Source organism: Montanilutibacter psychrotolerans (genome assembly GCF_003719825.1).
In the GTDB taxonomy this organism is placed as follows: Bacteria; Pseudomonadota; Gammaproteobacteria; order Xanthomonadales; family Xanthomonadaceae; genus Montanilutibacter; species Montanilutibacter psychrotolerans.
In genome coordinates, this window is sequence record NZ_RIBS01000007.1 from 137,173 (window position 1) to 160,392 (window position 23,220).

30 protein-coding genes are annotated in these 23,220 nt (G+C 68.0%); 11 read left to right on the plus strand and 19 right to left on the minus strand.

The window, feature by feature from the left end; translation table 11 throughout:
- Positions 1–40: 40 nt before the first annotated feature.
- Both EER27_RS14150 and EER27_RS14155 read left to right on the plus strand, forming a co-directional pair.
- Entirely contained in the window at positions 41–463 is a 423-nt protein-coding gene (locus tag EER27_RS14150) for a VOC family protein (protein ID WP_123088822.1), read from the plus strand.
- 10 nt (positions 464–473) lie between these two features.
- Positions 474–1,361, plus strand: coding sequence for a DUF72 domain-containing protein (locus EER27_RS14155; protein ID WP_123088774.1), 888 nt, complete (start codon positions 474–476; stop codon positions 1,359–1,361).
- 120 nt (positions 1,362–1,481) lie between these two features.
- Here EER27_RS14155 and EER27_RS14160 read toward each other — a convergent pair whose 3' ends face one another.
- From EER27_RS14160 to EER27_RS14170, 3 genes are read right to left on the minus strand one after another with little or no spacing between them, the layout of a single operon-like run.
- Positions 1,482–1,712 (minus strand): cyclase, encoded by a 231-nt coding sequence (locus EER27_RS14160; protein ID WP_123088775.1) that lies wholly within the window; start codon positions 1,710–1,712, stop codon positions 1,482–1,484.
- Complete coding sequence (locus tag EER27_RS14165) at positions 1,709–2,605, minus strand: DMT family transporter (RefSeq protein WP_123088776.1); 897 nt, start codon at positions 2,603–2,605, stop codon at positions 1,709–1,711. The genes EER27_RS14160 and EER27_RS14165 overlap by 4 nt, the downstream gene beginning before the upstream one ends.
- A gap of 43 nt (positions 2,606–2,648) precedes the next feature.
- Positions 2,649–3,053, minus strand: a complete 405-nt coding sequence (locus EER27_RS14170) for a cupin domain-containing protein (protein WP_123088777.1) — start codon at positions 3,051–3,053, stop codon at positions 2,649–2,651.
- A 108-nt stretch (positions 3,054–3,161) separates the two neighbouring features.
- On the opposite strand from EER27_RS14170, the gene EER27_RS14175 reads away from it, so the two are divergent.
- The 3 genes from EER27_RS14175 (at position 3,162) to EER27_RS14185 (ending at position 5,874) form a co-directional block, all read left to right on the plus strand.
- The gene (locus EER27_RS14175; protein WP_123088778.1) at positions 3,162–4,046 is read left to right on the plus strand and encodes a LysR substrate-binding domain-containing protein; all 885 of its coding nucleotides are present in this window, start codon (positions 3,162–3,164) and stop codon (positions 4,044–4,046) included.
- A gap of 150 nt (positions 4,047–4,196) precedes the next feature.
- Entirely contained in the window at positions 4,197–5,153 is a 957-nt protein-coding gene (locus EER27_RS14180; protein WP_123088779.1) for a DMT family transporter, read from the plus strand.
- Positions 5,154–5,478: 325 nt separating this feature from the next.
- Positions 5,479–5,874 carry a DoxX family protein gene (locus EER27_RS14185; protein ID WP_123088780.1) on the plus strand — a complete coding sequence of 132 codons (396 nt, stop codon included), beginning with the start codon at positions 5,479–5,481 and terminating at the stop codon, positions 5,872–5,874.
- 53 nt (positions 5,875–5,927) lie between these two features.
- Here the strand turns inward: EER27_RS14185 and dbpA are convergent, their stop codons facing one another.
- From dbpA to EER27_RS14205, 4 genes are all read right to left on the minus strand, one after another.
- The gene (gene dbpA / locus EER27_RS14190; RefSeq protein ID WP_123088781.1) at positions 5,928–7,346 is read right to left on the minus strand and encodes an ATP-dependent RNA helicase DbpA; all 1,419 of its coding nucleotides are present in this window, start codon (positions 7,344–7,346) and stop codon (positions 5,928–5,930) included.
- Between the two features lie 176 nt (positions 7,347–7,522).
- Positions 7,523–7,849: an ArsR/SmtB family transcription factor gene (locus EER27_RS14195; protein WP_123088782.1), complete on the minus strand. Its 327-nt coding sequence runs from the start codon at positions 7,847–7,849 to the stop codon at positions 7,523–7,525.
- Positions 7,850–7,888: 39 nt separating this feature from the next.
- Complete coding sequence (locus tag EER27_RS14200; RefSeq protein ID WP_123088783.1) at positions 7,889–8,398, minus strand: hypothetical protein; 510 nt, start codon at positions 8,396–8,398, stop codon at positions 7,889–7,891.
- A gap of 10 nt (positions 8,399–8,408) precedes the next feature.
- A complete protein-coding gene (locus EER27_RS14205; RefSeq protein WP_123088784.1) occupies positions 8,409–8,804 on the minus strand; it encodes a hypothetical protein in 396 nt (131 codons plus the stop codon).
- A gap of 176 nt (positions 8,805–8,980) precedes the next feature.
- On the opposite strand from EER27_RS14205, the gene EER27_RS14210 reads away from it, so the two are divergent.
- Positions 8,981–9,511: an RNA polymerase sigma factor gene (locus EER27_RS14210; protein ID WP_123088823.1), complete on the plus strand. Its 531-nt coding sequence runs from the start codon at positions 8,981–8,983 to the stop codon at positions 9,509–9,511.
- 46 nt (positions 9,512–9,557) lie between these two features.
- Entirely contained in the window at positions 9,558–10,217 is a 660-nt protein-coding gene (locus EER27_RS14215) for a serine/threonine protein kinase (protein WP_123088785.1), read from the plus strand.
- A gap of 180 nt (positions 10,218–10,397) precedes the next feature.
- Here the strand turns inward: EER27_RS14215 and EER27_RS14220 are convergent, their stop codons facing one another.
- Positions 10,398–11,417, minus strand: a complete 1,020-nt coding sequence (locus EER27_RS14220) for a fatty acid desaturase (RefSeq protein ID WP_190285816.1) — start codon at positions 11,415–11,417, stop codon at positions 10,398–10,400.
- Positions 11,418–11,750: 333 nt separating this feature from the next.
- Between EER27_RS14220 and EER27_RS14225 the strand changes: the two genes are divergently transcribed.
- The gene (locus EER27_RS14225; RefSeq protein ID WP_223807357.1) at positions 11,751–12,041 is read left to right on the plus strand and encodes a GIY-YIG nuclease family protein; all 291 of its coding nucleotides are present in this window, start codon (positions 11,751–11,753) and stop codon (positions 12,039–12,041) included.
- Positions 12,042–12,088: 47 nt separating this feature from the next.
- Positions 12,089–12,310, plus strand: coding sequence for an RNA-binding S4 domain-containing protein (locus tag EER27_RS14230; protein ID WP_123088788.1), 222 nt, complete (start codon positions 12,089–12,091; stop codon positions 12,308–12,310).
- Between the two features lie 21 nt (positions 12,311–12,331).
- Here the strand turns inward: EER27_RS14230 and EER27_RS14235 are convergent, their stop codons facing one another.
- Both EER27_RS14235 and EER27_RS14240 read right to left on the minus strand, forming a co-directional pair.
- A complete protein-coding gene (locus tag EER27_RS14235; RefSeq protein ID WP_123088789.1) occupies positions 12,332–12,967 on the minus strand; it encodes a LysE family translocator in 636 nt (211 codons plus the stop codon).
- Between the two features lie 4 nt (positions 12,968–12,971).
- A complete protein-coding gene (locus EER27_RS14240; RefSeq protein ID WP_123088824.1) occupies positions 12,972–13,472 on the minus strand; it encodes a hypothetical protein in 501 nt (166 codons plus the stop codon).
- Between the two features lie 246 nt (positions 13,473–13,718).
- On the opposite strand from EER27_RS14240, the gene EER27_RS14245 reads away from it, so the two are divergent.
- Positions 13,719–14,669, plus strand: coding sequence for a helix-turn-helix transcriptional regulator (locus EER27_RS14245; protein WP_123088790.1), 951 nt, complete (start codon positions 13,719–13,721; stop codon positions 14,667–14,669).
- A gap of 28 nt (positions 14,670–14,697) precedes the next feature.
- Here EER27_RS14245 and EER27_RS14250 read toward each other — a convergent pair whose 3' ends face one another.
- Positions 14,698–16,089: a M1 family metallopeptidase gene (locus EER27_RS14250; protein WP_223807349.1), complete on the minus strand. Its 1,392-nt coding sequence runs from the start codon at positions 16,087–16,089 to the stop codon at positions 14,698–14,700.
- Positions 16,090–16,426: 337 nt separating this feature from the next.
- Between EER27_RS14250 and EER27_RS14255 the strand changes: the two genes are divergently transcribed.
- Positions 16,427–16,786 (plus strand): DUF1428 domain-containing protein, encoded by a 360-nt coding sequence (locus EER27_RS14255; RefSeq protein ID WP_123088791.1) that lies wholly within the window; start codon positions 16,427–16,429, stop codon positions 16,784–16,786.
- Positions 16,787–16,882: 96 nt separating this feature from the next.
- On the opposite strand, the gene EER27_RS14260 is transcribed toward EER27_RS14255, so the two are convergent.
- From EER27_RS14260 to EER27_RS17635, 8 genes are all read right to left on the minus strand, one after another.
- A complete protein-coding gene (locus EER27_RS14260) occupies positions 16,883–17,179 on the minus strand; it encodes a hypothetical protein (protein ID WP_148041039.1) in 297 nt (98 codons plus the stop codon).
- A 76-nt stretch (positions 17,180–17,255) separates the two neighbouring features.
- Complete coding sequence (locus EER27_RS14265; RefSeq protein ID WP_123088793.1) at positions 17,256–18,245, minus strand: zinc-dependent alcohol dehydrogenase family protein; 990 nt, start codon at positions 18,243–18,245, stop codon at positions 17,256–17,258.
- 214 nt (positions 18,246–18,459) lie between these two features.
- On the minus strand, positions 18,460–18,909 hold the full coding sequence (locus tag EER27_RS14270) for a cupin domain-containing protein (RefSeq protein ID WP_223807350.1): 450 nt from the start codon (positions 18,907–18,909) through the stop codon (positions 18,460–18,462).
- 173 nt (positions 18,910–19,082) lie between these two features.
- Positions 19,083–20,039: a right-handed parallel beta-helix repeat-containing protein gene (locus EER27_RS14275; protein WP_123088794.1), complete on the minus strand. Its 957-nt coding sequence runs from the start codon at positions 20,037–20,039 to the stop codon at positions 19,083–19,085.
- A 272-nt stretch (positions 20,040–20,311) separates the two neighbouring features.
- The gene (locus EER27_RS14280; protein WP_123088795.1) at positions 20,312–21,421 is read right to left on the minus strand and encodes a WD40/YVTN/BNR-like repeat-containing protein; all 1,110 of its coding nucleotides are present in this window, start codon (positions 21,419–21,421) and stop codon (positions 20,312–20,314) included.
- Positions 21,422–21,513: 92 nt separating this feature from the next.
- Positions 21,514–21,807: a MoaD/ThiS family protein gene (locus EER27_RS14285; RefSeq protein ID WP_123088796.1), complete on the minus strand. Its 294-nt coding sequence runs from the start codon at positions 21,805–21,807 to the stop codon at positions 21,514–21,516.
- Between the two features lie 178 nt (positions 21,808–21,985).
- A complete protein-coding gene (locus EER27_RS14290; RefSeq protein WP_123088797.1) occupies positions 21,986–22,675 on the minus strand; it encodes a GNAT family N-acetyltransferase in 690 nt (229 codons plus the stop codon).
- Positions 22,672–23,193, minus strand: coding sequence for an AAA family ATPase (locus EER27_RS17635; RefSeq protein WP_223807351.1), 522 nt, complete (start codon positions 23,191–23,193; stop codon positions 22,672–22,674). Before EER27_RS17635 ends, EER27_RS14290 begins: the two co-directional genes overlap by 4 nt.
- Between the last annotated feature and the right edge of the window lie 27 nt (positions 23,194–23,220).

A 23,220-nucleotide genomic window follows, 5' to 3' on the forward strand; every position in this document is an offset into this window, starting at 1 on the left:
GCTGATGCGCACGCCATCGGCACCATTCGAGGGACACGCCATGAACCGCACCGCGTCGACTGTGATCCCCTGCCTGCGCTACCGCGATGCGCTCGCCGCAATCGAATGGTTGTGCACGGCATTCGGCTTCGAACGCCACGCGGTCTACGCCGACGGCAACACCGTGCACCACGCCCAGCTCACGTTCGGCGAAGGCGGCATGATCATGCTGGGATCGGTCGACGCTGGCGGCGAATGGGGCGAGCGCATGGCGCAACCCGACGAGATCGGCGGGCGCCAGACGCAGAGCTGCTGCGTGATCGTCGCCGACGCCGATGCGCACTTCGCACGCGCCACCGCGGCCGGCGCCGTCGTCGAGATCGCCCTCGCCGACCAGGACTACGGCGGTCGTGGCTATGCCTGCCGGGATCCGGAAGGCCACCTGTGGTGGTTCGGCAGCTACAACCCCTGGACCGACGCCTGAGCCCGAGCCCATGACACCCACACGCAAGTCGCCCGCGACATCCCCATCGCCGTCCGTCGGCGTCGACGTCGCGCGCGACGACGGCACCCCGGCAATCGACGGTATCCGCGTCGGTGTCGGCGGCTGGACCTATGCACCGTGGCGGAAGAATTTCTATCCGGCCGGGTTGGTGCAACGCCGCGAGCTCGAGTACGCAAGCCGCCGACTCAGCGCCATCGAGGTCAACGGCACCTTCTACGGCGCACAGAAACCGGCGACGTACGCGCAATGGGCCGCGCAGGTGCCCGACGGTTTCGTGTTCTCGCTGAAGGCGCCCGAACGCATCATGCGATCGCGCGTGCTGGCCAAGGCCGGTGGCGCGATCGACGCCTTCGTCGGCGACCTCGCCTCGCTCGGCGATCGCCTGGGTCCGCTGGTTTGGCAGTTCGATCGCGGACCGTCCATCGATCGCGCCGACTTTGCGGCGTTCCTGGCGCTGTTGCCGCGCACGCTGGACGGCCGTGCGCTTCGCCATGTGCTCGACGTGCGCGACCTTGCCTTCGTCGACGCCGACTACCTGGCCATGGCGCGCCAACACGGCATGGCGACGGTGTTCACCGACTCGCCCGAGCACCCGTCGTTCGCCGACCTCACTGCCGATTTCGTCTATGCCCGGTTGATGCAATCGCGCGCGGACATCGACAGCGGCTACCCCGACGACGAACTCCAGCGCTGGGCCGATCGCGCGCGCCAGTGGTCGGCAGGTGGCGAGCCGGACGATCTGCCGCGCCTCGATGCCGGGCCCGCACCGGCGACGCCGGCTCGCGATGTGTTCGTGTTCTTCATCGCGTCTGCCAAGGAACGCAACCCGGCCGCGGCGATGGCGCTGATCGAACAATTGCGACAGGACACCCGGTAACGACGCCCCGCACGAGCTTGAATGCGCCTGGCGACGCGGCGTGCACGTTGCCGTGCACGCCACTCCAGCAGACCGCCTCGGGTAGGCGTCGTCGTTGAACGCCGCGCCCGCGCGCAGCAACTACGTGCGCTTGTGCGCCTCGACGATGATGCGCTTGTTGAGTATCCGCACCGCCCCGACCATCAGCAGGCGCAGGTCGTGGACGATGTAATCGGCCAGCGCGTCGTCGTCGATGTCGTCGCCTTCGATGTCCAGGCGGAACTGCTGGCCCTGTATGCCGCCGCCGTTGCTGAAGTCGATCTCGAAATCGAACACCACGCGCTTGTCGTTCGTTGCAGACGTCGCGCTCATTTGCCGGCCCTCTGGCTCATGGCCACGCTGCCCAGAATCAATGCACCGGAAATGCCCATCGTCAGCGTCAACGGCTCGTCCAGCAGCAACCAGGCCCAGGCCACCGCGAACAGCGGCACGAGGTAGGTCACGGTGGCCGCGCGGCCGGCGCCTATGCGCTGGATCAAACGGTAGTACAGCGCGTACGCAATGCCGGTGCAGAGCACGCCGAGCATCGCGGCCGCACCCCAGGAACGCATCGGAATCGGCTCGCTCGGCCAATGCGCCAACGCGAACGGCAACACCAACAGCGCCGAGGCGCCCAGGGTCGCCGCCGCCACCGCGGCGGGCGGCAAGCCCGTGAAGTGACGACGCACGAGGTGCGCACCGACGCCGTACAGGAACGCCGCGGTGCAGCCGGCGACTACCGCCCAGCCAATGCTCGCGCCGGCGGTCTTGCCGCTGGCCAGCACCACCACGCCGGCAAAGCCGACCAGCAATGCCACGCCGCGACGCAGGCCAATGGATTCCTTGAAGAACAGCATCCCGACCAGCGCGGTGAACAGCACCGTCATCGCATTGGTGATGCCGCCCACGCCGGCCGGTGCGTTCTGCGCGGCCCAGGCGAACAGCACGAATGGAATCGCCGAGTTCAGCACGCCGATCAGCGCCAGCTTGGGCCACAACCGGGGCACCATCACCGCGCGGGCGCGCCACAGGAATGGCATCAGGACCAGCGCACCCAGCGCCAGTCGGATCTCCACCAGCGCAGAGGACCCGAAGTCCTTCGCGGCGATGCGCATGAACAGGAACGAAGCGCCCCAGATCGCGCCGAGCACGGCGAGTTCTAGTGGCGTGCGCCAGCTGCTTTCGCGACTGGCGGGTAACACGGTGGCGTGGGCGACACTGTTCATCGACGGGTCCTGAGGGAGCGAAGGTGTTACCGGAATGACCGGATCAACCCTGGGTCGGGTGGTAGGAATGCAGCAGGGCATCGGGGCTGCCGCCGGAAGCGATGAATCCTGCCTGCGCGACGTTCATGCCCAGCAGGCGCACACCGGTTTCACTGCGGGGGCGGTGCCGGGTGTCGGGCGCAAACCACACCCAGGTGCCGGGCCCGTGGAGAGCGCCATCGTCCTCGATGACCTCGCCACTGAGCACGTAGAACATCTGGCCGGTGTCGTGGTGGTCCGCATGCGGCCATTGGCTGCCCGGGGCCATTTCGACCAGCCAGGCGCGCACGCCGGGATTGCCCGGCAGGGTGCGTCGGGTGCAGCCGGGGCCAACCTCGACAGCCTCGATCTGGTCGACCTGCAACGCGTTGACCTGGGGGAGGATCGACAGCGGGTTCGGGGTATCCATGCGCCTTCACACGAGTCTGACTGTTGTCTTCGGGCAATTCTCCGTTCTACCGCGGCCGTTACAAGCGCATACTTTCGGCGTCAGACACAAACCATATTTGAGGCTCTTATGGCATTGCGTGCGGACTGGCTGCCGGCGCTGGCGGCGTTCGAGGCGGCAGCGCGTCACCAGAACTTCGCCCACGCGGCCGAGGAGCTGCACCTGACCGCCAGCGCGGTCAGCCACCACGTACGCAAGCTCGAGTCACGCCTGGCCGTGCCGTTGTTCCAGCGTCACGCGCGCGGCGTGTCGCTCACAGCCGAGGGTCGCCAGCTGGCCGACGCCGCGGGCAGCGCCATGGCGGACATGGACGATGTCCTGCGCAGCCTGAGCGCGGCCAGCGATGACCGCGAACGCGTGCGCGTCACCACCCTGCACTCGCTGGCCTACAGCTGGCTGATTCCGCGCCTGCCGCAATTGACCGCGCTGCACCCGGGGTTGCGGCTCAATGTCGACACCGAGATCGCACTGACCCGCTTCGACGACGGCGGACCGGACCTCGGCATCCGCCACGGCCCCGGCAACTGGCCCGGACTGACCGCGCACCACCTCATGGACGACAGTCTGTTCGCGGTGGCATCGACGTCGTTGCCCGGTGTCGACGCGGTGCGCGACGCCGCCGATGTGGCGCACTTGCCGCTCGTTTCCGACCTGTCCCGGCAGGGCTGGCACGATTGGTTCCGAGCGGCCGGCGTGCATGGGGTCCGGCTCGACGAGCGCCACAGTTTCAGCGACGCCACCGATGCCCTGGCCGCTGCGACGCACGGCCTGGGCGCGGCGCTGGCGCGTGCGCGCATCGCCAGGCCCTACCTCGGCGACGGCCGCCTGCATCAACTCCCCGGTCCGGTGCTGAAGGCGCGCTGGGGTTACTACGTCGTGCACCCGGCTCACCGTCGCCTGCGGCCCGCGGCGAAACAGGTGCTGGACTGGCTGATGGCGGTGGAGAAGGACTGAAAACCGCACACGCGCCCGGACACGCGGCCCGCGCGCAACGCGACGGCCCAGGCCACCTGCGCGTACCGTATGCCGGACACTTCGCCAGCGACCGCGCCGCGACCGCCGCCGGCGCCACACCGGTTTCCCCTGCCCCGGAATGCCCGATCGATGCCCATGTCCGAAAGCCGCAAGGCCTACCTGCAGATCCACTTCTGCGTGCTGCTGTGGGGTTTCACTGCGATTCTGGGCAAGCTGATCACGATGCCGGCCTTGCCGCTGGTGTGGTGGCGGATGCTGATCGTGGTGGCGGTGCTGGCGATGCTGCCGCGGGTCTGGCGCGGGCTGCGTGCGATGTCGGGGCGCTTGCTGATGGCCTATGCCGGGATCGGCGTGCTGGTGGCCCTGCATTGGCTGACGTTCTATGGCGCGATCAAGCTGGCCAACGCCTCGATCGGCGCGACCTGCATCGCCTTGGCGACGGTGTTCACGGCGATGGCCGAACCGTGGCTGGCGCACACGCGCTTCTCGCGGCGGGACCTCGCGCTGGGCATCGCGGTGCTGCCGGGCGTGGCGCTGGTGGTCGGTGGCGTCGATCCGTCGATGCGCGTCGGCATCGCGGTCGGCGCCGTTTCGGCAATGCTGGTGGGATTGTTCGGTTCGTTGAACAAGCGCCTGGTCGAGCACGGCGATCCGCTCACCGTGACCGCCATCGAGCTGGGCGCCGGCACGCTGGCGCTGACCCTGCTCGCGCCACTGATGTCACACGTTCCGCTGCTGGCGGACGCGTTTGCCGGCGATCTGCTGGTCCTTCCCGGTGCGCGCGATGCCGCCTACCTGCTGGCGTTGTCGCTGGTTTGCACGTTGCTGCCCTTCGCATTGTCGCTGGTCGCGCTGCGGCACATGAGCGCGTTCGCCGCGCAGCTGGCGATCAACCTCGAACCCGTCTACGCGATCGTGCTGGCCATCGCCCTGCTGGGCGAGCAGCGCGAGCTGACGCCGCAGTTCTACGTGGGCGTGGCGATCATCCTCGCAGCGGTGTTCGTGTACCCGCTGATCGGCAACCCGCGACCACTGCAGCATCCCGAGGTGCTGGGCACCTCGGAGGCCAAGGGCGTGGCCGACTAGGCGTGATCTCTCGGCGGGTTGCTACGGCCGTACCCGGGCAAATGGCGTCGGGCTTGAGCCCGACCTACAGCCGCCCGACCTACGCACCAACGTAATCCTGTGACCGTAGGGTGGGCCCTGGCCCACCGGATGCGCGCGGCGCACAGCGGAACCGCGCGGCAAGGCCGCACGGCGCACTCGCAGGACGCCAATAAGCGAAGCGCATTGCGCCGAATGCTGGATCGACGCCCAGCCCTCGATCGACCTTTCACCGCGCCGGCAGACAAGCCCGTTCCGGCGGCCTATCCTTCCGGCTCGTTGCCGCCATCGACCACCCGGAGACACCATGGATTCCAGCGTCCAGCAGGACCTCGCCAAACTGTTCCTGCGCATCGTCCTGGGCGCGCTGATCCTGCTGCACGGCGTGGCCAAGCTGCGCGGCGGCATCGCCGGCATCGAGGGCATGGTGCAGGCGCACGGACTTCCCGGCTGGCTCGCCTACGGCGTGGTGATCGGCGAGGTGATCGCTCCGCTGATGCTGTTGGCCGGCTACCACGCGCGCATCGGCGGCGTGGCGATCGCGATCAACATGCTGGTGGCGATCGCGCTGGTGCACATGGGCGAACTGGGCCGGTTCAACGGCCAGGGCGGTTGGGCGATCGAACTGCAGGCGATGTTCCTGGTGACCGCCGTCGCCATCGCCCTGCTTGGCCCGGGCAAGTACAGCGCCAACGGACGCTGAGCCGCCGCCGCGGCACGGCGTGCGGGCCGGCTCCGGACGGCCGGGGCGACCCGCTAGATCCGGTTGACCCGGAACTTGCGACCCTTGATGCGGCCTTCGCGCAGGCGCGCGAGCGCGGCGTTTGCCTGGCCGCGCGCGATCGCGACATACGAGCGCGTCGCGAACACGTCGATCTTGCCGATCGCCTCGACCTTGAGCCCGGCGTCGCCGGTCAGCGCACCGACGATGTCGCCGGGGCGCAGCTTGTCGGTCTTGCCGGCGTCGATGCGCAGGGTCACCATCGCCGCCACGGGCACGTTGCCGCCCTTGCCCGCCAGTGGCGTGGCGCGCTTCCACAACAGGCGCCCGCCCTGCTCGGTCTCGATCTGCTGCGCGCGCGACACCTCGCGCGGCGCCACCAGGCTCAGCACCACGCCGCCCTTCCCGGCGCGGCCGGTGCGTCCGATGCGGTGCACGTACACGTCCGGATCGGTAGGCAGTTCGAAGTTGACCACCGCGGCGAGGTCGGCGACGTCGAGGCCGCGCGCGGCCACGTCGCTGGCCACCAGCACGGTGCAACTGCGGTTGGCAAAGCGCACCAGCACCTCGTCCCGGTCGCGCTGTTCCATGTCGCCATGCAGGGCCAGCGCGCTGAAGCCGTAGTGTTCGAGCGAGCCAACCAGCTCCTCGGTGTCGCGGCGCATGTTGCAGAACACCACGCACGATTCCGGCCGGTACTCCAGCAGCAGCGCTGCCAGCAGCGGCGCCTTGCGATTGGGCTCGACCTCGAAGAACAGCTGCTCGACCGGCAACTGCCCGGCCGCGGCCTCCACGGTCACTTCGGCCGGATCGCGCAGCATGTCGTTGCCGATCTTCCGGATGGCGTCGGGGAACGTCGCCGAGAAAAGCAGGCCCTGGCGGGTCTTCGGGGTCTTGCCGATGATCTCGCGGATGGGCTCCTCGAACCCCATGTCGAGCATGCGGTCTGCCTCGTCGAGCACCAGCGTGCGCACGCCGCTCAAGTGCAGCGCCTTCTTGCGCAGCAACTCCTGGATGCGGCCGGGCGTGCCGACCACGACCTGCGGGTCGTGCGTCTCCAGCGACGCCAGCTGCGGCCCCAGCGGCATGCCGCCGCACAGCACGGAGATCTTGAGGTTGGGGATGCCGACGGCAAGCTTGCGCAACTGCTTGCCGACCTGGTCGGCCAGCTCGCGCGTCGGGCACAGCACCAGCGCCTGGGTCTTGATCAGCAGCGGGTCGAGGCGTTGCAGCAGGCCGAGTCCGAACGCGGCCGTCTTGCCGCTCCCGGTGGGGGCCTGCGCGATCAGGTCGCGCCCGGCCAACACCAGCGGCAACGCCCGCGCCTGCACCGGCGTGAGCCGCTGATAGCCCAGCGCGTCGATGCCCTGCAACAGGGCCGGCGGCAGGTTCAGCGAAGCAAAGGAAAGGTCGGCCGTGGCGGCTGCGGCGGTGTCTGGGGTGTTCTCGGTCATGCGACATGATCGCAGCAATCGCCGCACGGGCGTGAACCCGCGGGCCTTGCGCGTCGAACCGGGACGCAGCCACTGGGATTGCCGGGAACTGGTTGCCCTGGCGGTGGCACTCCCTGGCGGCGCTCTTCGGAGCTGAAGCCCGCAAGCGGCCAACGGGCCGCAAAGGGTTTGTCGCCTCAGCCGCGGGGCTTGGCGGCGGCCTTCTTGGCCGTGCGGCTTTCGCGCTTGAGCGGAGCCCCCACCGGGCAGATCTCGAACGCGAACTGGGTCAGGGTGTTGACCAGGTTGTCGGGCACCAGCTTGTAGACCACGAACTGACCGCGGCGCTCGCTGCTGATCAGGCCCGCGTTGACCAGGACCGTCAGGTGCCGCGATACCGCCGGCGCGCTCATCGCGAAACGCGCGGCGATATCGCCCGCCGGCAGTTCCTGCTCGGACAGGTACGCCAGGATCTGCCGGCGCGGCCCCGATGCCAGTGCTTCGAAGATCTTGTCCTGCTTCATCGTCGGAACGGCTTGGCGCTTGCGCGGCGAGTGTGGGTGTCAATCATCATAGCCTCCGCGCCGCCCCGGCAGCCGATGCCAGGCGAAGCCGAACACCAGCGCCGCCACGGTGGCCAGCGCACCGGCGAAGCTGGCCGACTCGATGTTCTGCAGCCACCACCAGACCGTCGGGGTGCCACGCTCGAGCAGGGTGACCTCCATGCCATGCCAACCCGTCGTGTAGGTGGTGCCGCTGCCGATCGGGGCATTCAGCACCGCCATCACCAGCACGGGCAACGTACCGGAGAGGTAGCCGGCAGCGGCCAGGCGCCAGCCGTGGGCGCGGCGGAATCGCCACAGCACGGCAAACACCGGAACCCCCAGCAGCACCACGCCCGCTGCTGCCACCACCGCTACGATCAGGCTGAAGGCGAACAGGCTGCGCCACGCATCGGCACTGGGCAAGCTCGCGGGGCCGGCTACCGCGCCCGCCCCAACCCACAGCACCACCATCACCAACACCACCGACAGCACCGCCGCGATGCTTGCCCACAGGGTTCGAATCAGCACCGTCGCGCCCTCAATGGCGCGGCAGCGGCGGAATCGCCGCGTCGCGGGTCGCGTCGTTGACCCAGCCCGACACCGTCCGGCCGTAGCGCGCGATCATCATCATGTTGAAGAAGTGCATCGCGCCAAGCACCAGCACCGACACGCCGATCTTGCTGCCCACGTACGGCAGGGCATTCTGCGTCGCGCCAATGAGGTTCCAACCGTCGAGGCGCACGGCGATGAAGCCGATGTTGATCAGATAGAAGCCCACCACCAGCAGGTGGTTGGTCGACTTCGCCAGGTGCTCGTCCTGTCCGAAGCACTTGACCAGGAACACCTCGCCCGTGCGCGACAGGGTGCGTGCCACCCAGATGGTCATCGCGATCGAGATTGCCAGGTACGCGATGTAGCTGATCTGCAGGTTCATGTGATTGCTCCGTTGGTTGATGGGCACTTTTTAATTAACAATATTGTTAATTGCTTAATTAGCTTGTGTCAACAACCAAACCCAGGCAGTGCAACCGACCCCTGACGCCCGCGTGTGACGATCCGCCCCTGCCTGCGAATCATGTGTTCGACTACGACAACCGGAACGGGCGGGACATGGAGCAGCTGGCCTTGGACAGCACGGCGCAACAGGCACGGGCCACCCGGCAACGTTTCGGCGCGCTGCTGGAAGCGCACCGCGGGATCGTGTTCAAGGTCGCCAACACCTATTGCCGAAACCCGGACGACCGCGACGAACTGGCACAGGAAATCGCCACGCAGCTGTGGCGTGCGTACCCGGGCTACGACCCGCAACGCGCATTTCCAACCTGGATGTACCGGATCGCGCTGAACGTGGCGATCTCGCATGCGCGCGGCGATGGGCGGCGTCGCCGCCATGCGGTGCCGTTGGACGACGCCGTGCACGAGCCGGTCGGCGACGATGGCGACGGCTTCGAGGTCGACGACCAGGTGCGCGCGTTGCAGCGCTTCATCGCCGCGCTCGACCACTTCAACCGTGCGCTTTTGCTGCTCTACCTCGAAGAACACAGCTATCGCGAGATCGCCGAAATCCTGGGCATCAGCGAAACCAACGTCGCCACCAAGATCAGCCGCCTCAAGCAGCGCATCCGACAGGAACTGGCCTGACCCGGCGCCCGCGTCCTGCCCTGCCCCCGATCACGAAGGAACAACCATGGAACTCGACGACGTCAAGGCGGCCTGGAAGACGCTCGACCGCCGGCTCGAACGGCACAACGCGCTCAACCTGCGTCTCTACATCGACGGCAAGCTCGACAAGGCCCGCGCCGGCCTGCGCCCGCTGTTCTGGGGACAGATCGCGCAGATGCTGTTCGGCCTGCTGTTCGTGCTGATGGGTGTGTCGATCTGGCCCCAACACCGTGACGTGCCGATCCTGCTGGCGGCCGGACTGATCCTCCACGCCTATGGCGTGTTGACCATCGTCATGGCGGGCATCGTGCTCGGGCACATCCAGCGGATCGACTACGCCGCACCGGTACTGGAGATCCAGAAGCAACTGGCTCGGCTGCGGCGCTTTCATGTCATCAGCGGCATGGTCACCGGCCTGCCGTGGTGGCTGCTGTGGATGCTGCCGGTGCTGGTGCTGGCCGTGCTCGGCGGCAACGCACAGGGACAGGCCTGGGTCGTGTCGTTTCTGGGTACCGGCACCGCGATCGGTATCGCCGGCCTGCTGGGGACCTGGTGGTTCCATCGCTGGTCGCGCCATCCCGATCGCCCGCACCTGGCGCGTCGCCTCGATGACAGCCTCAGCGGCGGCGGCATCCGCAGGTTCTCGCGCGTGCTCGACGAGATCCGGCAGTTCGAGAAGGAATGACGGGCCCGGGCGCATCCGATTCTCTTCGCGAGTCGTCGCGGCCCGCGATAGTGCATCGACCTACGCAACCGTCCTTCCGCACGACGCGGCATGCAGTGATCGCACGCGCCCACTCTTCCGCCCCACACAAACAGAAAGCGGGCCGAAGCCCGCTTTCTTCACATCAACTCAAGCGGCAGATCAGACGCGTGCGCGCTTGGGAAAGCCGACCATGCGCTGCAGGTCTTCATCCCACAGCTTCAGGCGTGCGCTCTTGAGGCTGGTCCAGAACGTCAGGCGCGGTGCGGCCTGCAGCACCGGGCTGGATTCGAACGCCTCGCGCAGCCGGTAGTTGGGAATGCGGCTGGCGAGATGGTGGATGTGGTGGTAACCGATGTTGCCGGTGAACCAGTGGATCACGCGCGGCAGGTCGAAGTACGAGCTGCCGGCAACGGCGGCCTGGTTGGAATCCCACTGCTCCTTGCGGACCCAGTACGCGGTCTCGAACGTGTGCTGCACGTAGAACAGCCAAACGCCGACGGCGCCGGCGATCAGCACGATCGGCAGGTGCACCATCAGCACCGTGTGCCAGCCGATCGCCCAGGCGAGCAGGCCGCCGGCGATCAGCAGCACGAGGTTGTTGAGCAGGACGCTGGCCCATTCCTTCTTCCAGGTGAAGGGCAGGTCGAACGGGAAGCGGTGCTTGAGCACGAACTGGTACAGCGGGCCGACGCCCAGCAGCACCGGGGTGCTGCGGTACAGGCGGTAGCCAAACCGGCCGAGCCACGAGCGCGACTGGTACTCGGCGACGGTCAGGGTTTCGATGTCGCCCATCTCGCGGCGGTCGAGGTTGCCCGAGGTGCCGTGGTGGATCGCGTGGGTCTTCTTCCAGTAGCCATACGGAAACAGGGTGACGACGCCGAGGCAGCGGCCCACCAGGTCGTTGAGGCGCTGGTCGGCGAAGAACGAACCGTGCCCGCAGTCGTGCTGGATGATGAAGGCGCGCACGTACAGGCCCGCGGTCGGCAGCGCCAGCAGCAGCGTCCAGCCGTAACCCCACTCACCCACCACGCTCCATGCCATCAGCACCCACAGCAGCGCGAACGGCAGCATCGTGTTGATCACCTGCCACAACGCGCGGCCGAAATGCGGCTTGGCGAACTGGGCGGCGAGGTGGCGCGCAGTGCTGACGGTCTTCTTTGGTTGTTCGACAGAACTCAAGGCACATCTCCGGAAGGACGGGAGCATTGTCGGAGTCGACCCGCGGCACCGCAATGACGTTCGCATGCGTATGGAAGCGACGGGTTCACAAATCCGTCACGCCGTTGGGCTGAAACGCTTGCTGCATCGCATCGTGGCGTTTCCAGCGGGATTTGGCCGCCCGGAACAAGTTGCAGCCTGAGAGGGCCTCGCGGCGTCACCTGGTCTCCATTGCCCGGTAAATGCTGCGCCTGCGCGCGGCACCAGCGCGTGAACGTGAACAGGACACCGGCGCCGCCCACCCTCCCATGGGGCGGCATCATCACGCGCAGAAATGGCCATGCCTGGGCTAGGCTGGCGCCGATGCGACCCTGGTTCCTCTATCTGATCGAATGCCGCGACGGCAGCGTCTACACCGGCATCAGCACCGACGTGCAACGCCGCTACGACCAGCACGTGGCTGGCAAGGGCGCCCGATACACGCGCTCGCACCCGCCGGTGCGCCTGCTCGCCCAGTTCGAATACGCCGACCGCGCCGCTGCCAGCCGCGCCGAGTATGCGATCAAGCAGCTGACACCGGCAAAGAAGCGCGCGCTGGCCGCCCAGGGCACGGACTACGCCCCGGTTGCCCTCGCCCTTGCCTGAGCCACCCGGCGCTGCGATCCTGCCCGCCCTTTCGCGCCGCCCTCGCCATGCAGACCCTCGAATTCGAACTCGACCGCGATTTCGTCGAACTCAACCAGTTGCTGAAACTGGTGGGGCTGTGTGACAGCGGCGGCGCCGGCAAGGCGATCGTGGCCAGCGGCGCCGTCGCGGTCGATGGCGCGCTGGAACTGCGCAAGACCTGCAAGATCCACGCAGGCCAGGTGGTGACGCTCGACGGCATCGAGATCCACGTCGTCGCCGTGGGCTGATGGCCACCGCGCACGTCACGGTCAGAGCATCCGCCAGCCCTGCAGGCCAGTGATTGCCGCCGCGGCGATCAGCACCACGCCGACACCGCGGTTGACCACCAGCCCGGCCGCCGGACGCGACTGCAACCAGCCACGCGCATCGGCGGCCACCAGTGCGATCGCGCCGTACACGCCGGCCTGCGTCGCGGCGATGATCACGCCCAGGACCACCGCCTGGGGCGCGATTGCGCCGAACTCGGTGCGCAGGAACTGCGGGAATACCGCCAGCATGAACATGTAGGCCTTCGGGTTGAGCAGGTTGGTCAGCGCCGCCTGTCGGAACGTCGCCCACAGGCTGCGCGAGGCGATGTCGTCGACCGCCCCGAATCCGCCACGGCTGCGCAGCAGCGACCAGCCGATCCACGCCACGTACACCGCCCCGACCAACAGCACGGCGTTGAACGCCGCCGGCATCACCTTCATCAGCATGCCGATGCCCAGCGCACCGGCCAGCACGTGGCATCCGCCGGCCGCCACCAGCCCGGCAACCGCGGCCAGGCCGCTACGCCGCCCACCGGTCAGCGCACTGGCCAACACGAAGGCCATGTCGAGACCGGGCAGGATCACCACCGCAAACACCAGTGCGAAGAACAACCAGAGTTGCGTCGCGTAGTCCATCGCCTCATTTCCCCGAGGGCGGCGCGCTGCGCCGGTAATCCATCACCCAGTTGGTCTCCCAGGTGGCCCCGCCATCGGCCGAGAACGCCTGCTCCCAGCGCGCGGATTCGGCGCTGATGCCGGACCAGGTATAGCGCGTGCGGATCGGTCGACCTTCGTGCTCGTCGTCGCCCTCGAACACGCCCACGCCGTTGTCGAACCGTCCCAATAGCGGCGCCGTCAGCACGCCCTTCCGGTACCAGTACAGGCGCCATTGCCCGGTCGTGGGATCGTGCAACTGCAGCGCCAGGCCATGGAACTCCGGCCGCCCGACGATGCGGTAGTCGTCGGCCGATCCGATGCCGCCGGGCAGCACCACGCCGTCGTGGATCGAATCGAACTCCTCCCACTGTGGTGCCCCGCCCAGCGGGTTCACCAGGCGCTTGCTGTGGGCGTACCAGCGGCCGGCGACGAAATCGAATTCGCGGGCGCCGTCGTGACGGGTCGTGGTTGGACTGCTGATCATGGCGGCGGGCGTTCCGGACGGCGTTGGGTGGGAGGCGTCCTGGGCGTGACCGGCCAGCGGCGCGGTGGCGGCGAACAGGCACGACAGCAGGGCCGCACCCCGCCCGGCGGGTCCGGACAGGTGGCGACGATTCGGCGATTGGACTCGGTGCATAGCGCTATCCCGGGATGGCGGAGGGTGGTGGATGGCGCCAGCCTCGCGATCAATCAGGTCAAAATTCGCCCTGTATCGGCCTACACTGGCCGCATGTACCACCCCACCACGCGCGTACTGGCCGTGCTTGAGCTGCTGCAGGCGCACGGCCGCCTGTCGGGCACCGAGCTCGCGCAGAGGCTCGGCGTCGACAACCGGACGCTGCGCCGCTACATCGCGCGACTGGAAGACATCGGCATTCCGATCACCACCGAGCGCGGCCGCTACGGCGGCTACGCGCTGGTGGCCGGCTTCAAGCTGCCACCGATGATGTTCAGCGACGACGAGGCGCTGGCCCTGGCGTTGGGCCTGATGGCCGCGCGCAGCCTTGGCCTGGCCGAGGCGCAATCGGCCGTCGCCAGCGCGCTGTCCAAGCTGGAACGCGTGATGCCCGCGTCGCTGCGCAGGCGCGTGCGCGCAGTGGACGAAACGGTGACGCTGGATCTTTCACGTGCCGCGCCCGCCAACGACAACGCCACCCTCGTCGCGCTCAGTGCGGCCGCCCGCGCCAGGCAACGCGTGCGCCTGCGATACCGCTCGGCCCTGCAGGAAGACAGCGAACGTGCGTTCGACACCTGGGGCCTGGCCTACCGCGGCGGACGCTGGTACGCGGTCGGCCATTGCCACCTGCGCGGCGGGCTGCGTTCGTTCCGTCTCGACCGCGTGCTGGCCGTGCAGGAGCTGCCGGAAAGCTACGCACGGCCCGACGACTTCGATGCCCTCGCCCACGTCGCCTCCTCGATGGCGACCTTGCCGCGTGCGCACGCGATCCAGGTGCTGCTGCTCACCGATCTGGCCACGGCGCGCGCGGCGTTGTTTGCCGGTGTCGGATTGTTCGAGCAGACCGGCGATGGCGTGGTGCTGCACGCCCAGGTCGACGACCTGGACTGGTTTGCGCGCGAATTGATGCGCCTGTCCATCGGCTTTCGCATACGCGAGCCAGCCGCCTTGCGCGATGCATTGGCAAACCAGGCCCGCCGCGTCCTCGAACAGTTGCAGACCTAGGTGGCGATGCGCGCCGTCGCGCGCGAGGTCACGGCGCAGACCGTCCCAACGCCACGCCACGCGCGCCTTCCGCGTGAAGGCCACCGCCCCGGTAGACCCAGCGCTCGAAGAAGGCGGAGAGGTCGCGACCGCTCGACGCCTCCATCGCCTGCTGGAAATCGCGGGTGACCACCGAACCGCCCTGGTGCTTGCGGGTGTAGTCGCCGATGCCTTTCCAGAACGCCGCCTCGCCCAGCTCCGTGCGCAGCAGGTGCAGCACGTACGCGCCCTTGGTGTAGACCACCGCGCGATCGTCGCCGGTGGGCGCACTCCAGTCCGCAAACACCAGCGCGCGATCGCGCCCGTCGGCATCGAGCTTCTCCACGCGTGCACGCCAGCGTGCCACGGCTTCCTCGTACGCCCGGTCGCCAAAGCGCTGCTGCATCCAGGTCGCGGCAAGGAACGTGGCGAAACCTTCGTTGAGCCAGAAGTGCGTCCAGTCCCGACAGGTAACCAGATTGCCCCACCACTGGTGTGCCGCCTCGTGTGCGATCAAGGTTTGCCGCTCCTGGGCGGCCAGCACCTCCCGGCCGTAGGCGTCCGACACCAGCGACAGTCCGGCCAGTTCCTGCCCGATCGTCTCGGCGACCAACCCCTGGCTGTACTCTGTGCCGGGATAGGCCACCCCCGCACGCCGCGCGAAATAGGCCAGCATGCCCGCGCTGTCGGCAAACACGCCGCGCAGTTCCTCGTCGCTCCAGCCGTCGCCGACGTAGCGCAGCAGTGGCCGCGGTGCCGCGTCCGCTTCCGGCACACCCGCGTGCGGTGACAACACCTCGTTGAAGCGCCCGGCGGCAAAGCCATAGGTGTACGACGGCATTGGCGTTTCAAGGCGCCACCGCCAGGTGCGTTGTCCTGCACTCCGTGCCTCGCCCGCGGACGAGTCGCGCAGGCTGCCGTTGCCGATCGCGTGCAGATCCGCCGGCAGCTCCACCGCCAGGTCCAGCGTTGCGCGTTCGTCGGGCGCGTCCACCACCGGCAGCCATTGGCTGGTCGAGAAGATCGTGTACACCTGGCCGCGCTGTGGGTGGAACTGCATGCCGAATCGCGGCGCGCCGTGGTAGTGCAGTTCGAGCCGGAACACCTCGCCGCGTGTCACCGGCTCGGGCAGGCGCACGATCACCCGGCGATCAATCTGTTCGAACCGAAGGGGCTTGCCCTCCAGGTCGATCGCATCGATGACCAGGCCATCGCGATCCAGTTCGATGGCGTCCAGTGCTTCCCGGCTGGCCCGCACCTGCAGTTGCACGCGGCCGTCCACGGTGCCGGCGGCAATGTCGGGCCGCACGCGGGCGTCGTAGTGCAGCACGTCGAAGCCGCGCGTCTCGGCATCCCCGGCACACGCGATACCCGCCGGCCCGGCGAGCAACAGCGCCGTCACCACGGCAGTCGAGCAGGCCCGCAGGCGGCGGTCGCCGTCACGGCGCGCTCGCAACGGCGCGCCGTTCGCATGAGGGCTTCGCATCGCGGTCGTCGCGTTTTTCATCGCACGGGCGGCCTTGGGCATTCCATCCAACCTTGTTGTTCAGCCGAATCGCGGACGAGCATACGCGTGGCGCGGTTGCTTCCCGTTCGGGCTGACGGGGCAATGGCCCGACGGCGCGACAGTGCGAAACGCAGCGCGTTGCGGCACACATCGACGCTCCCGAGGGCTGATAGCATCGAGGGCCAGCGCGGTCGCGTGCTAACACGCCCTAGACACTCGCCAAGGAGGCCGTATGAGTTACGTCGATGGTTTTGTGGTGCCGGTTCCCACCGAGCAACTCGCGGCCTATCGCCGCATGTCGCGCAAGGCGGGCAAGGTCTGGCGCGAGCACGGCGCGCTCGAGTATCGGGAGTGCGTCGCAGACGACGTCAAGCCCGGCAAGCACACCTCGTTCCCGCAGAGCGTCAAGCTCAAGGCCGGCGAGACGGTGGTCTTTTCGTGGATCGCCTACAAGTCGCGCGCACATCGTGACAGCGTCAACAAGAAGGCCATGGCCGACCCCAGGGTGGCCGCCATGATGGACCCCAAGGCCATGCCGTTCGACGCCAAGCGCATGATCTGGGGCGGCTTCAAGGTCTTCGTCGACGTCTGAGCGGCCGCGGCGCCGCAACACGCCCTCGCCGGTGACCATGTGCCGCCGGCGCGGGCCAGCGTGCGCTGACGTGCCGTGGCTGCGGGCGCTGCCCGGTCAGCCGAACCCGCCTTCGCCGCGATCGAAGTAACCGATCACGGTGCCAATCAGCAGGCCCCACACGGTCCAGGGCAGCACGACCAGGCTGGCGTACTGACCGTTCGCCAGCATCAACACGTCCGGCACCAACAACGGCACCGCGGAGATCGTGGCGATCGGCACCGACAGCCAGCCCCAGCCGGCGTCGGTCTGCTCCAGGCCGATCAGGAACCCCTTGAGCAGCGTGGCCAACAGGGCCGTGAACAACCCCGCAAGCAATGCGTTGACGAAGCGGTATCTCGTGGGACCGGGCATGACGGGCCTACATCACAAGTGAAAGACACGACAGCACGACCGCAGCGTCGACGGCGCGCAGCGGGGATCGACCCGGTCATTCACCGTTGGGCAGCAGCACGATCTTGCCCGACCGCTCGCCCATCGATGCCGCGGCGACGGCCTCGCGGATCTGGTCGATGCCGTAGGTCGCCTGAATCTGCGCGTGCAGCCTGTCCGTTGCGATCAGCGTGACCAGTTCGCCGAACAACGCTGCGCGTGTCTGCGGCGAAGCGGTCTTGAACCATTGCGCCAACCAGAAGCCGCGCAGGCTGATGCCTCGAAAGATCAGCGACGCCGGCGACACCGTGCACGGCTCGCCGCTCATCGCACCGTAAGTGACGATCGTGCCGCCCGGCGACAGCGCCTGCGCCAGGCGTTCGGTAGCCGGACCGCCAACCGCATCGATGCCCAACGCGATCGTCGCGCCGTCGGTGATCTCGCGCACGCGCGCGGCCAGGTCGTCACCGTCGACCAGCGTCAGGTCACCGCCGAACGCCAGCACCGACGCCAACGCGGATTGGCGCCTCACCACATTGACCGTGTGCAGCCCGCGCGCCTTGGCCAACTGCACCAGGTAGCCGCCCACAGCGGAGTTCGCCGCGTTCTGGATCACCCAGGCACCGGGCTCGAGATCGACGAACTCCGACAGCAGCAGGCGAGCCGTCGGCGGGTTCACGGTGAGCATCGACAACTGCTTCGGGTCGGCGCCATCGGGCAGCGGCATCAGGGCCCTGGCGTCGGCGACGAGGTGCGTCGCCCAGGTTCCCGAGCCGATCGGCAGCAGCACCGTCTGCCCCACCGCCAGGTCCGCGACATCGCGCCCGACCTGCGCCACGCGACCGACGCCTTCGTTACCGCCCACTGCCGGTAGCGGCGGCAGGATGCCGTAATCGCCCGTCAGGGTAAGCAGGTCGGACGGGTTGATCGGTGCGGCCAGCACTTCGACCAGCACTTGCCCCGCCGCCAACGGCGGCGCCTCGAACGGCACGGCCTCGATGAGTTCCTGCGGCACCGGACCGCGGCGTCCGTAACGGGCCTGCTTCATCGATGCGCTCCTGGGTCGGACGGATGGGACGTGCCTGGGCACGTGCCGATGGTGCGCGTACACGCCGTTTCGCGCCAGCTGCCGGTCGGCCAGCCCCCCAGATCGACCGTCAGAGCGTCCAGACACTCGCTAGTGGCCACCACAACCAGGGCGTCTCGCGCGACCGACGTAGCCGATGAACCCGTCGGACCGGCGGGTTTCGCCGTGGTGAGTGCTACGCCGTCGTCGCGGTGGCGGCGACGGTGACATCGCCGGCCGGATGCTGCGCATACCACTGCGCGATCGCCGGCATGTGCGATTCGAACGTACCGGGCACGAACAGGTTGAGCACACCGGCGCGGACACTGCCGCGGTTCTCGAAATCGTGGATGACACCGCCGGGCACGAGAATGAAAGCGCCCTTGCTGGCATGCGTCCACACGTCGCCGACCAGCACGCTCATGGTGCCTTCGATGACATAGAAGATGTCATCTTCCGGGTGCGAATGCGGACCCGGGCCCTGCGTGTTGGGCTCCAGCCACCATTCCGAAATCGAATAGCCCGATGCGGTCTCGTCGCCATCGGCCTTGAAGATCGCCTGGATGCGGCCCATCGGGTACGACCGCCCCTCGCCGGGGGCCAGGACCACCGCCTCGCGCGGAGTGGTTGATTCGTTTGCGCTCATGGCGTTCTCCAGGCGCGAAGCATCCCGGCTCCGCATCACCTGCACACGCTACACGTTGCGCTGGCCGTCGCGTTGACGATTCGAATGCAGAACGATCGCCGGTACGTGCCGGCCCGGAAAAAGTCACGGCCAGCGAGGCTGGCCGTGACGGGTGGTAGCGGAGCGAAGCGAAATCAGCGCGTCGTCAACGGCCCGGTGGGGTTGCCGTCGGTGACGTTGTCGGTGACTTCGTTGTTGCCGAACGAGAGGATCTTGCCGGAGTTCACCGCGCGCAGGCCGTTCTCGTTGTTGGTGACGAAATTGCCCGAGATGCGCAGCGTTGCGTTCGCGCCGTCCGCCTGGAGGCCGGCACCGACGGACGCGCCCGCGCCGTTGTTGGCGATCTGGCAGTCTTCCACCGAGATATCCGAGAAGTCCGACGCAGCGACCGAAGCCACGCCGAAATTGGAGTTGCCCGATGCCACGCTGTCGCTGATCGTCACGATGGCGCGGGTGTTGACGCGCAGGCCAAAGCCGTTGTCGTTGAGACGGCTGCTGTCGATCGACACGGTGGCGATACCCGTGCCCGTCGGGGCAATGAGAATGCCGCCGGTGCCGGAGGCCGCGCTGACGTTGTTGTGCACGTCGCTGTTGGTCACGAACAGCTGGCTGTTCCCACTGGGTGTGAAGTCGATACCGCGGTTGGTGAAGCCCATGATCTCGACGTTTTCGACATGCAGGCTGCCACCGGCGAGGAAGCGGATGCCGTTGATGCCGGTCTTGGCGCCATCGATCATCAGGTTGCGGATTACCACCACGTCGGTGGCGCCGGCGTTGACGGTAATGCCGTTGGTGCCCGCGGCCAGGATACCGCCGCCTGCCACGCCACCGCCCGAGATGGTGATCGACTTGGTGATCGTCACGGCACCAAAGCCACCCGGATCAAGCGTGTTGATGACACCGCCGGCAGCGGTCTTGGAGATGGCGCCGGCAAAGGTCTTGCAAGGTGCCGTGCGACTGCACGGATTGACGTCGTCACCGACACCCGAGACCCAGGTGCGGGTGGCCTGTGCGAAGGCGCCGACGTTGAAGGCGAGCAGCACGAGACCGGCCAGGATCAGCGCGATCGACTTGGTGGTGTTGCGAGTCATGAGTATTTCCCCCTATTGGTGTTGCGAGTGTTCTGTTGACCGAGAACCGGCCATGCAGCCCCGCGACAGTATCCAGAGATTCACAGCCGTTCCCAGCGTACGTAGTCCGGCGCCTCGCCCGGCCAGCCTCGCCTGCGTGCGTCAGAACTCCGCCCCACGAACTTCAAACAGCCCCCGCACCCCCGCGAACCACCCACATCGGCCCCGTTTGCGCACCTTACGCCTCCCGGTTCCTGGCGGTCTTCACGCGGGCCGTACGACGCCCCGGGGCGTCACTGGTCTGCAAACGCCACCGCATGGATCGGTGGTAACCGCGCATTCAACGCCAGCCACCGATCGCCCTGGTCGTCGCTGGTCCACAACCCACCGGTCGTGGACCCGAACGCGAGCCGGTCGCCGCTGCCGTCGACGGCCAGGCCGTGGCGGTAGACGAGATCGTAGGCATCGTGTTGCGGCAGGCCGTTGCGCAGCACGTCGAAACTCGCGCCACCATCGCGCGTGCGGGCAACCACCAGCTGTCCGTCTACCGGGTAGCGACGCTCGTCCTTGATCGCCGGCACAAACCACGCCAGCTGCGGATCACGCGGATGCACCGCCACCGCGAAACCGAATACCGACGGCTGGACGTTGCCCACTTCCTGCCAGTCGCCACCGCCGGCGACGCTGCGGAACACGCCGTTGTGATGCTGCACCCACAGCGCGTCGGGCACCTCCCGGCATTGCACGAGGCGATGCACGTCCTGGACGTTGGGATCGCGTCGCTGATCGTCGGGCATGTACTCGGCGAACATGCCGTCGGCGATCTGCCGCCACGACTCGCCGGCATCGTCGCTGCGCCAGACGCCTGCGGTCGAGATCGCCACGCGCAGGCAACGCGGATCCCGCGGGTCGATGCAGATCGAATGGATACCCGGGAAATCGTAGCCGCCACCAAACCAGTCGCGCCGCGTCGGGTGCTCCCACAGCGCACGCACGATCTGCCAGCTGGCGCCGTGGTCGTCGGATCGGAACAGCCCGCCGGGGACCGTGCCGGCCCACAGTCGCCCGGGCTCGGACGCGCCACCGGCCTCCAGCGACCAGATCAGCTTCAAGGTAGCCGCCTGTGGTGGCTTGCCATCTCCCGTGCTGACCTCGTCGCCCTCGGCATAGGCTGGCACCGCGCATTCGTTCCAGGTGCGGCCCTGGTCGATCGATCGTTGCAGCTTGTTGCCGAAATGCCCCAGGTCGAGCACCGCGTACCAGCTGCCGTCGCGCGGATCGGCCAGCGACAGGGCGACGTTGTCGCCGAGAAAGGCCGTGCGCGCGATGCGCCACGCACCATGGCCGTGCTCAAGCACGAACAGGCCCTTGCGGGTCGATACCACCAGCGACGGCTCGGACATGGTCGGACTCCTGTGGCTTCCATCGATCGTGCGGTGACTGCTCGCGCTGGCTGCGTCGCCGCCGCTTGTGACGCCTCGATCGCCCGCGCGGGTCACCCGCCGGACAACGCCTGCATGACGTAGACCTCGGCGCGTTCGCCGAGCACCTGGGTGAGGTTGCGCTTGTCGCGGATCACATCGCCATCGACGAACACCGCCACGTGATGGCGCACTGCGCCGTGTTCGTCGACGACATACCCGCGCAGGTTGGGATGCAGCGCGAACAAGCCCTCGAGCACGTCGCCGAGGTTTGCGCCCGCGATGTCGAGTTCGACCTCGCCCGTGGGCTGGCCCGCCGCCTGCGGCAACCAGCGCGACAACGCCGATGCGAGCACCACTCTGGCCATGCCGGCCTCCGTGCGGACACGGCGCTGAGGTTACGACGGCCGCTGCGGCGCAACAAACGGGCGCTCGCAACACCTTTGCTTTCGCGCCCGCCGCCGCAGCGTCAATCGAGATCACGCGGCGACCGCGGGGTCGCACGAAGATGGACGCACGGTGGAGCCAGAACGGCCTCCGACGACCTCAGCCCTCGCCTTCGCCCAGGCGCGTCACCGCCACCAGCGGGATCTCCGCGCGCATCGTGTAGCCGAGCCGTTCGTACAGCGCCTTCGCGCGGACATTCTGGTGGGCCACGTGCAGGAACGGCACCCGTCCGCTGTCCAGGATATCGTTGGTCAACGCAGCCACCAGCCGCTGCGCATGGCCGCGCCCGGTGTAGTCGGGATGCGTGCAGACAGCGCTGATCTCCTGATGGCCATCAAAGCGCATGCGCTCGCCCGCCATTGCCGCCAGGGTGTCGCCGTCGTAGATGCCGAAATAGCGGCCCATCGTCACCGTGCGCGGACGGAAATAGAACGGATACACCAGCGCGGTCAGCGCCAGCATGTCGTCCACACGATCGGGAAGCAGTTCGACGATCGGCGGGCCGTCATTGACCGACAGCCGCGCGTCGCACGTCATCTGCGCGATCAGCACCTCCGGCTCGACGCTCCAGCCCGTGCCCAACGGCGGCGTCATTCCAACGAACAGCACCGACTCGCCCACCTCGACCAGCGACGCCAGTTCCTCGGCCGCCGCACTGTCCGCAATGCCGACCGCGACGAACGGCGCGGTATCGGACGGGTAGCGCGCCGCGTTGCCGGCGCGTCGCGCCAGCGCGGCATGTCGGCTGATCAACGATTCCCATACCGGGTTGTCCAAAGCGTGGCTCATTGCTCTATCGGTCGGTTCCAAGCGCAGACTTCATCGTAGCCCGGGCAGGCGCCGCGCGCCTCATCGCACAGGCCAGTGCCACGCGGGTGCGTCGAGCATGCCCTGGCCGGCGATCGATGTCTGGCTGAGATGTTTCTCGAGGTGGATCGTGTTGCAGTGCGCGTGCTGTTCGAGCGCAGCAATCTGCCGACGACATCGACCTGCGCGCCCGGAAACGCATCGACGACCGCCTCATGCAGTGCCTGCGGGTCGCCGATCTCGACGATGGTCTGCCAGGCCGCGGCCAGGTCGCGGCCGTCGTGGCTCAGCACCGGCGTGCGGGTGCCCAGCTGCGGCAGGCGCGCAGGTGCATCGGTGTCGGAGCGGAAGTGATCGTAGAAGCGCCAGCCGCGGATCGTCTCGCGCAGCATCAGCACTTCCGGCGCGCCCCGCGGATCGGCGATCTGGCCGAAGATGCTATCGAACGTGGCCAGGTGCTCGGAGACGACGCGCCAACTGCGGCCATCGCGCGCACGCACCATCGGTCCGCGGCGATCGATGAGCGC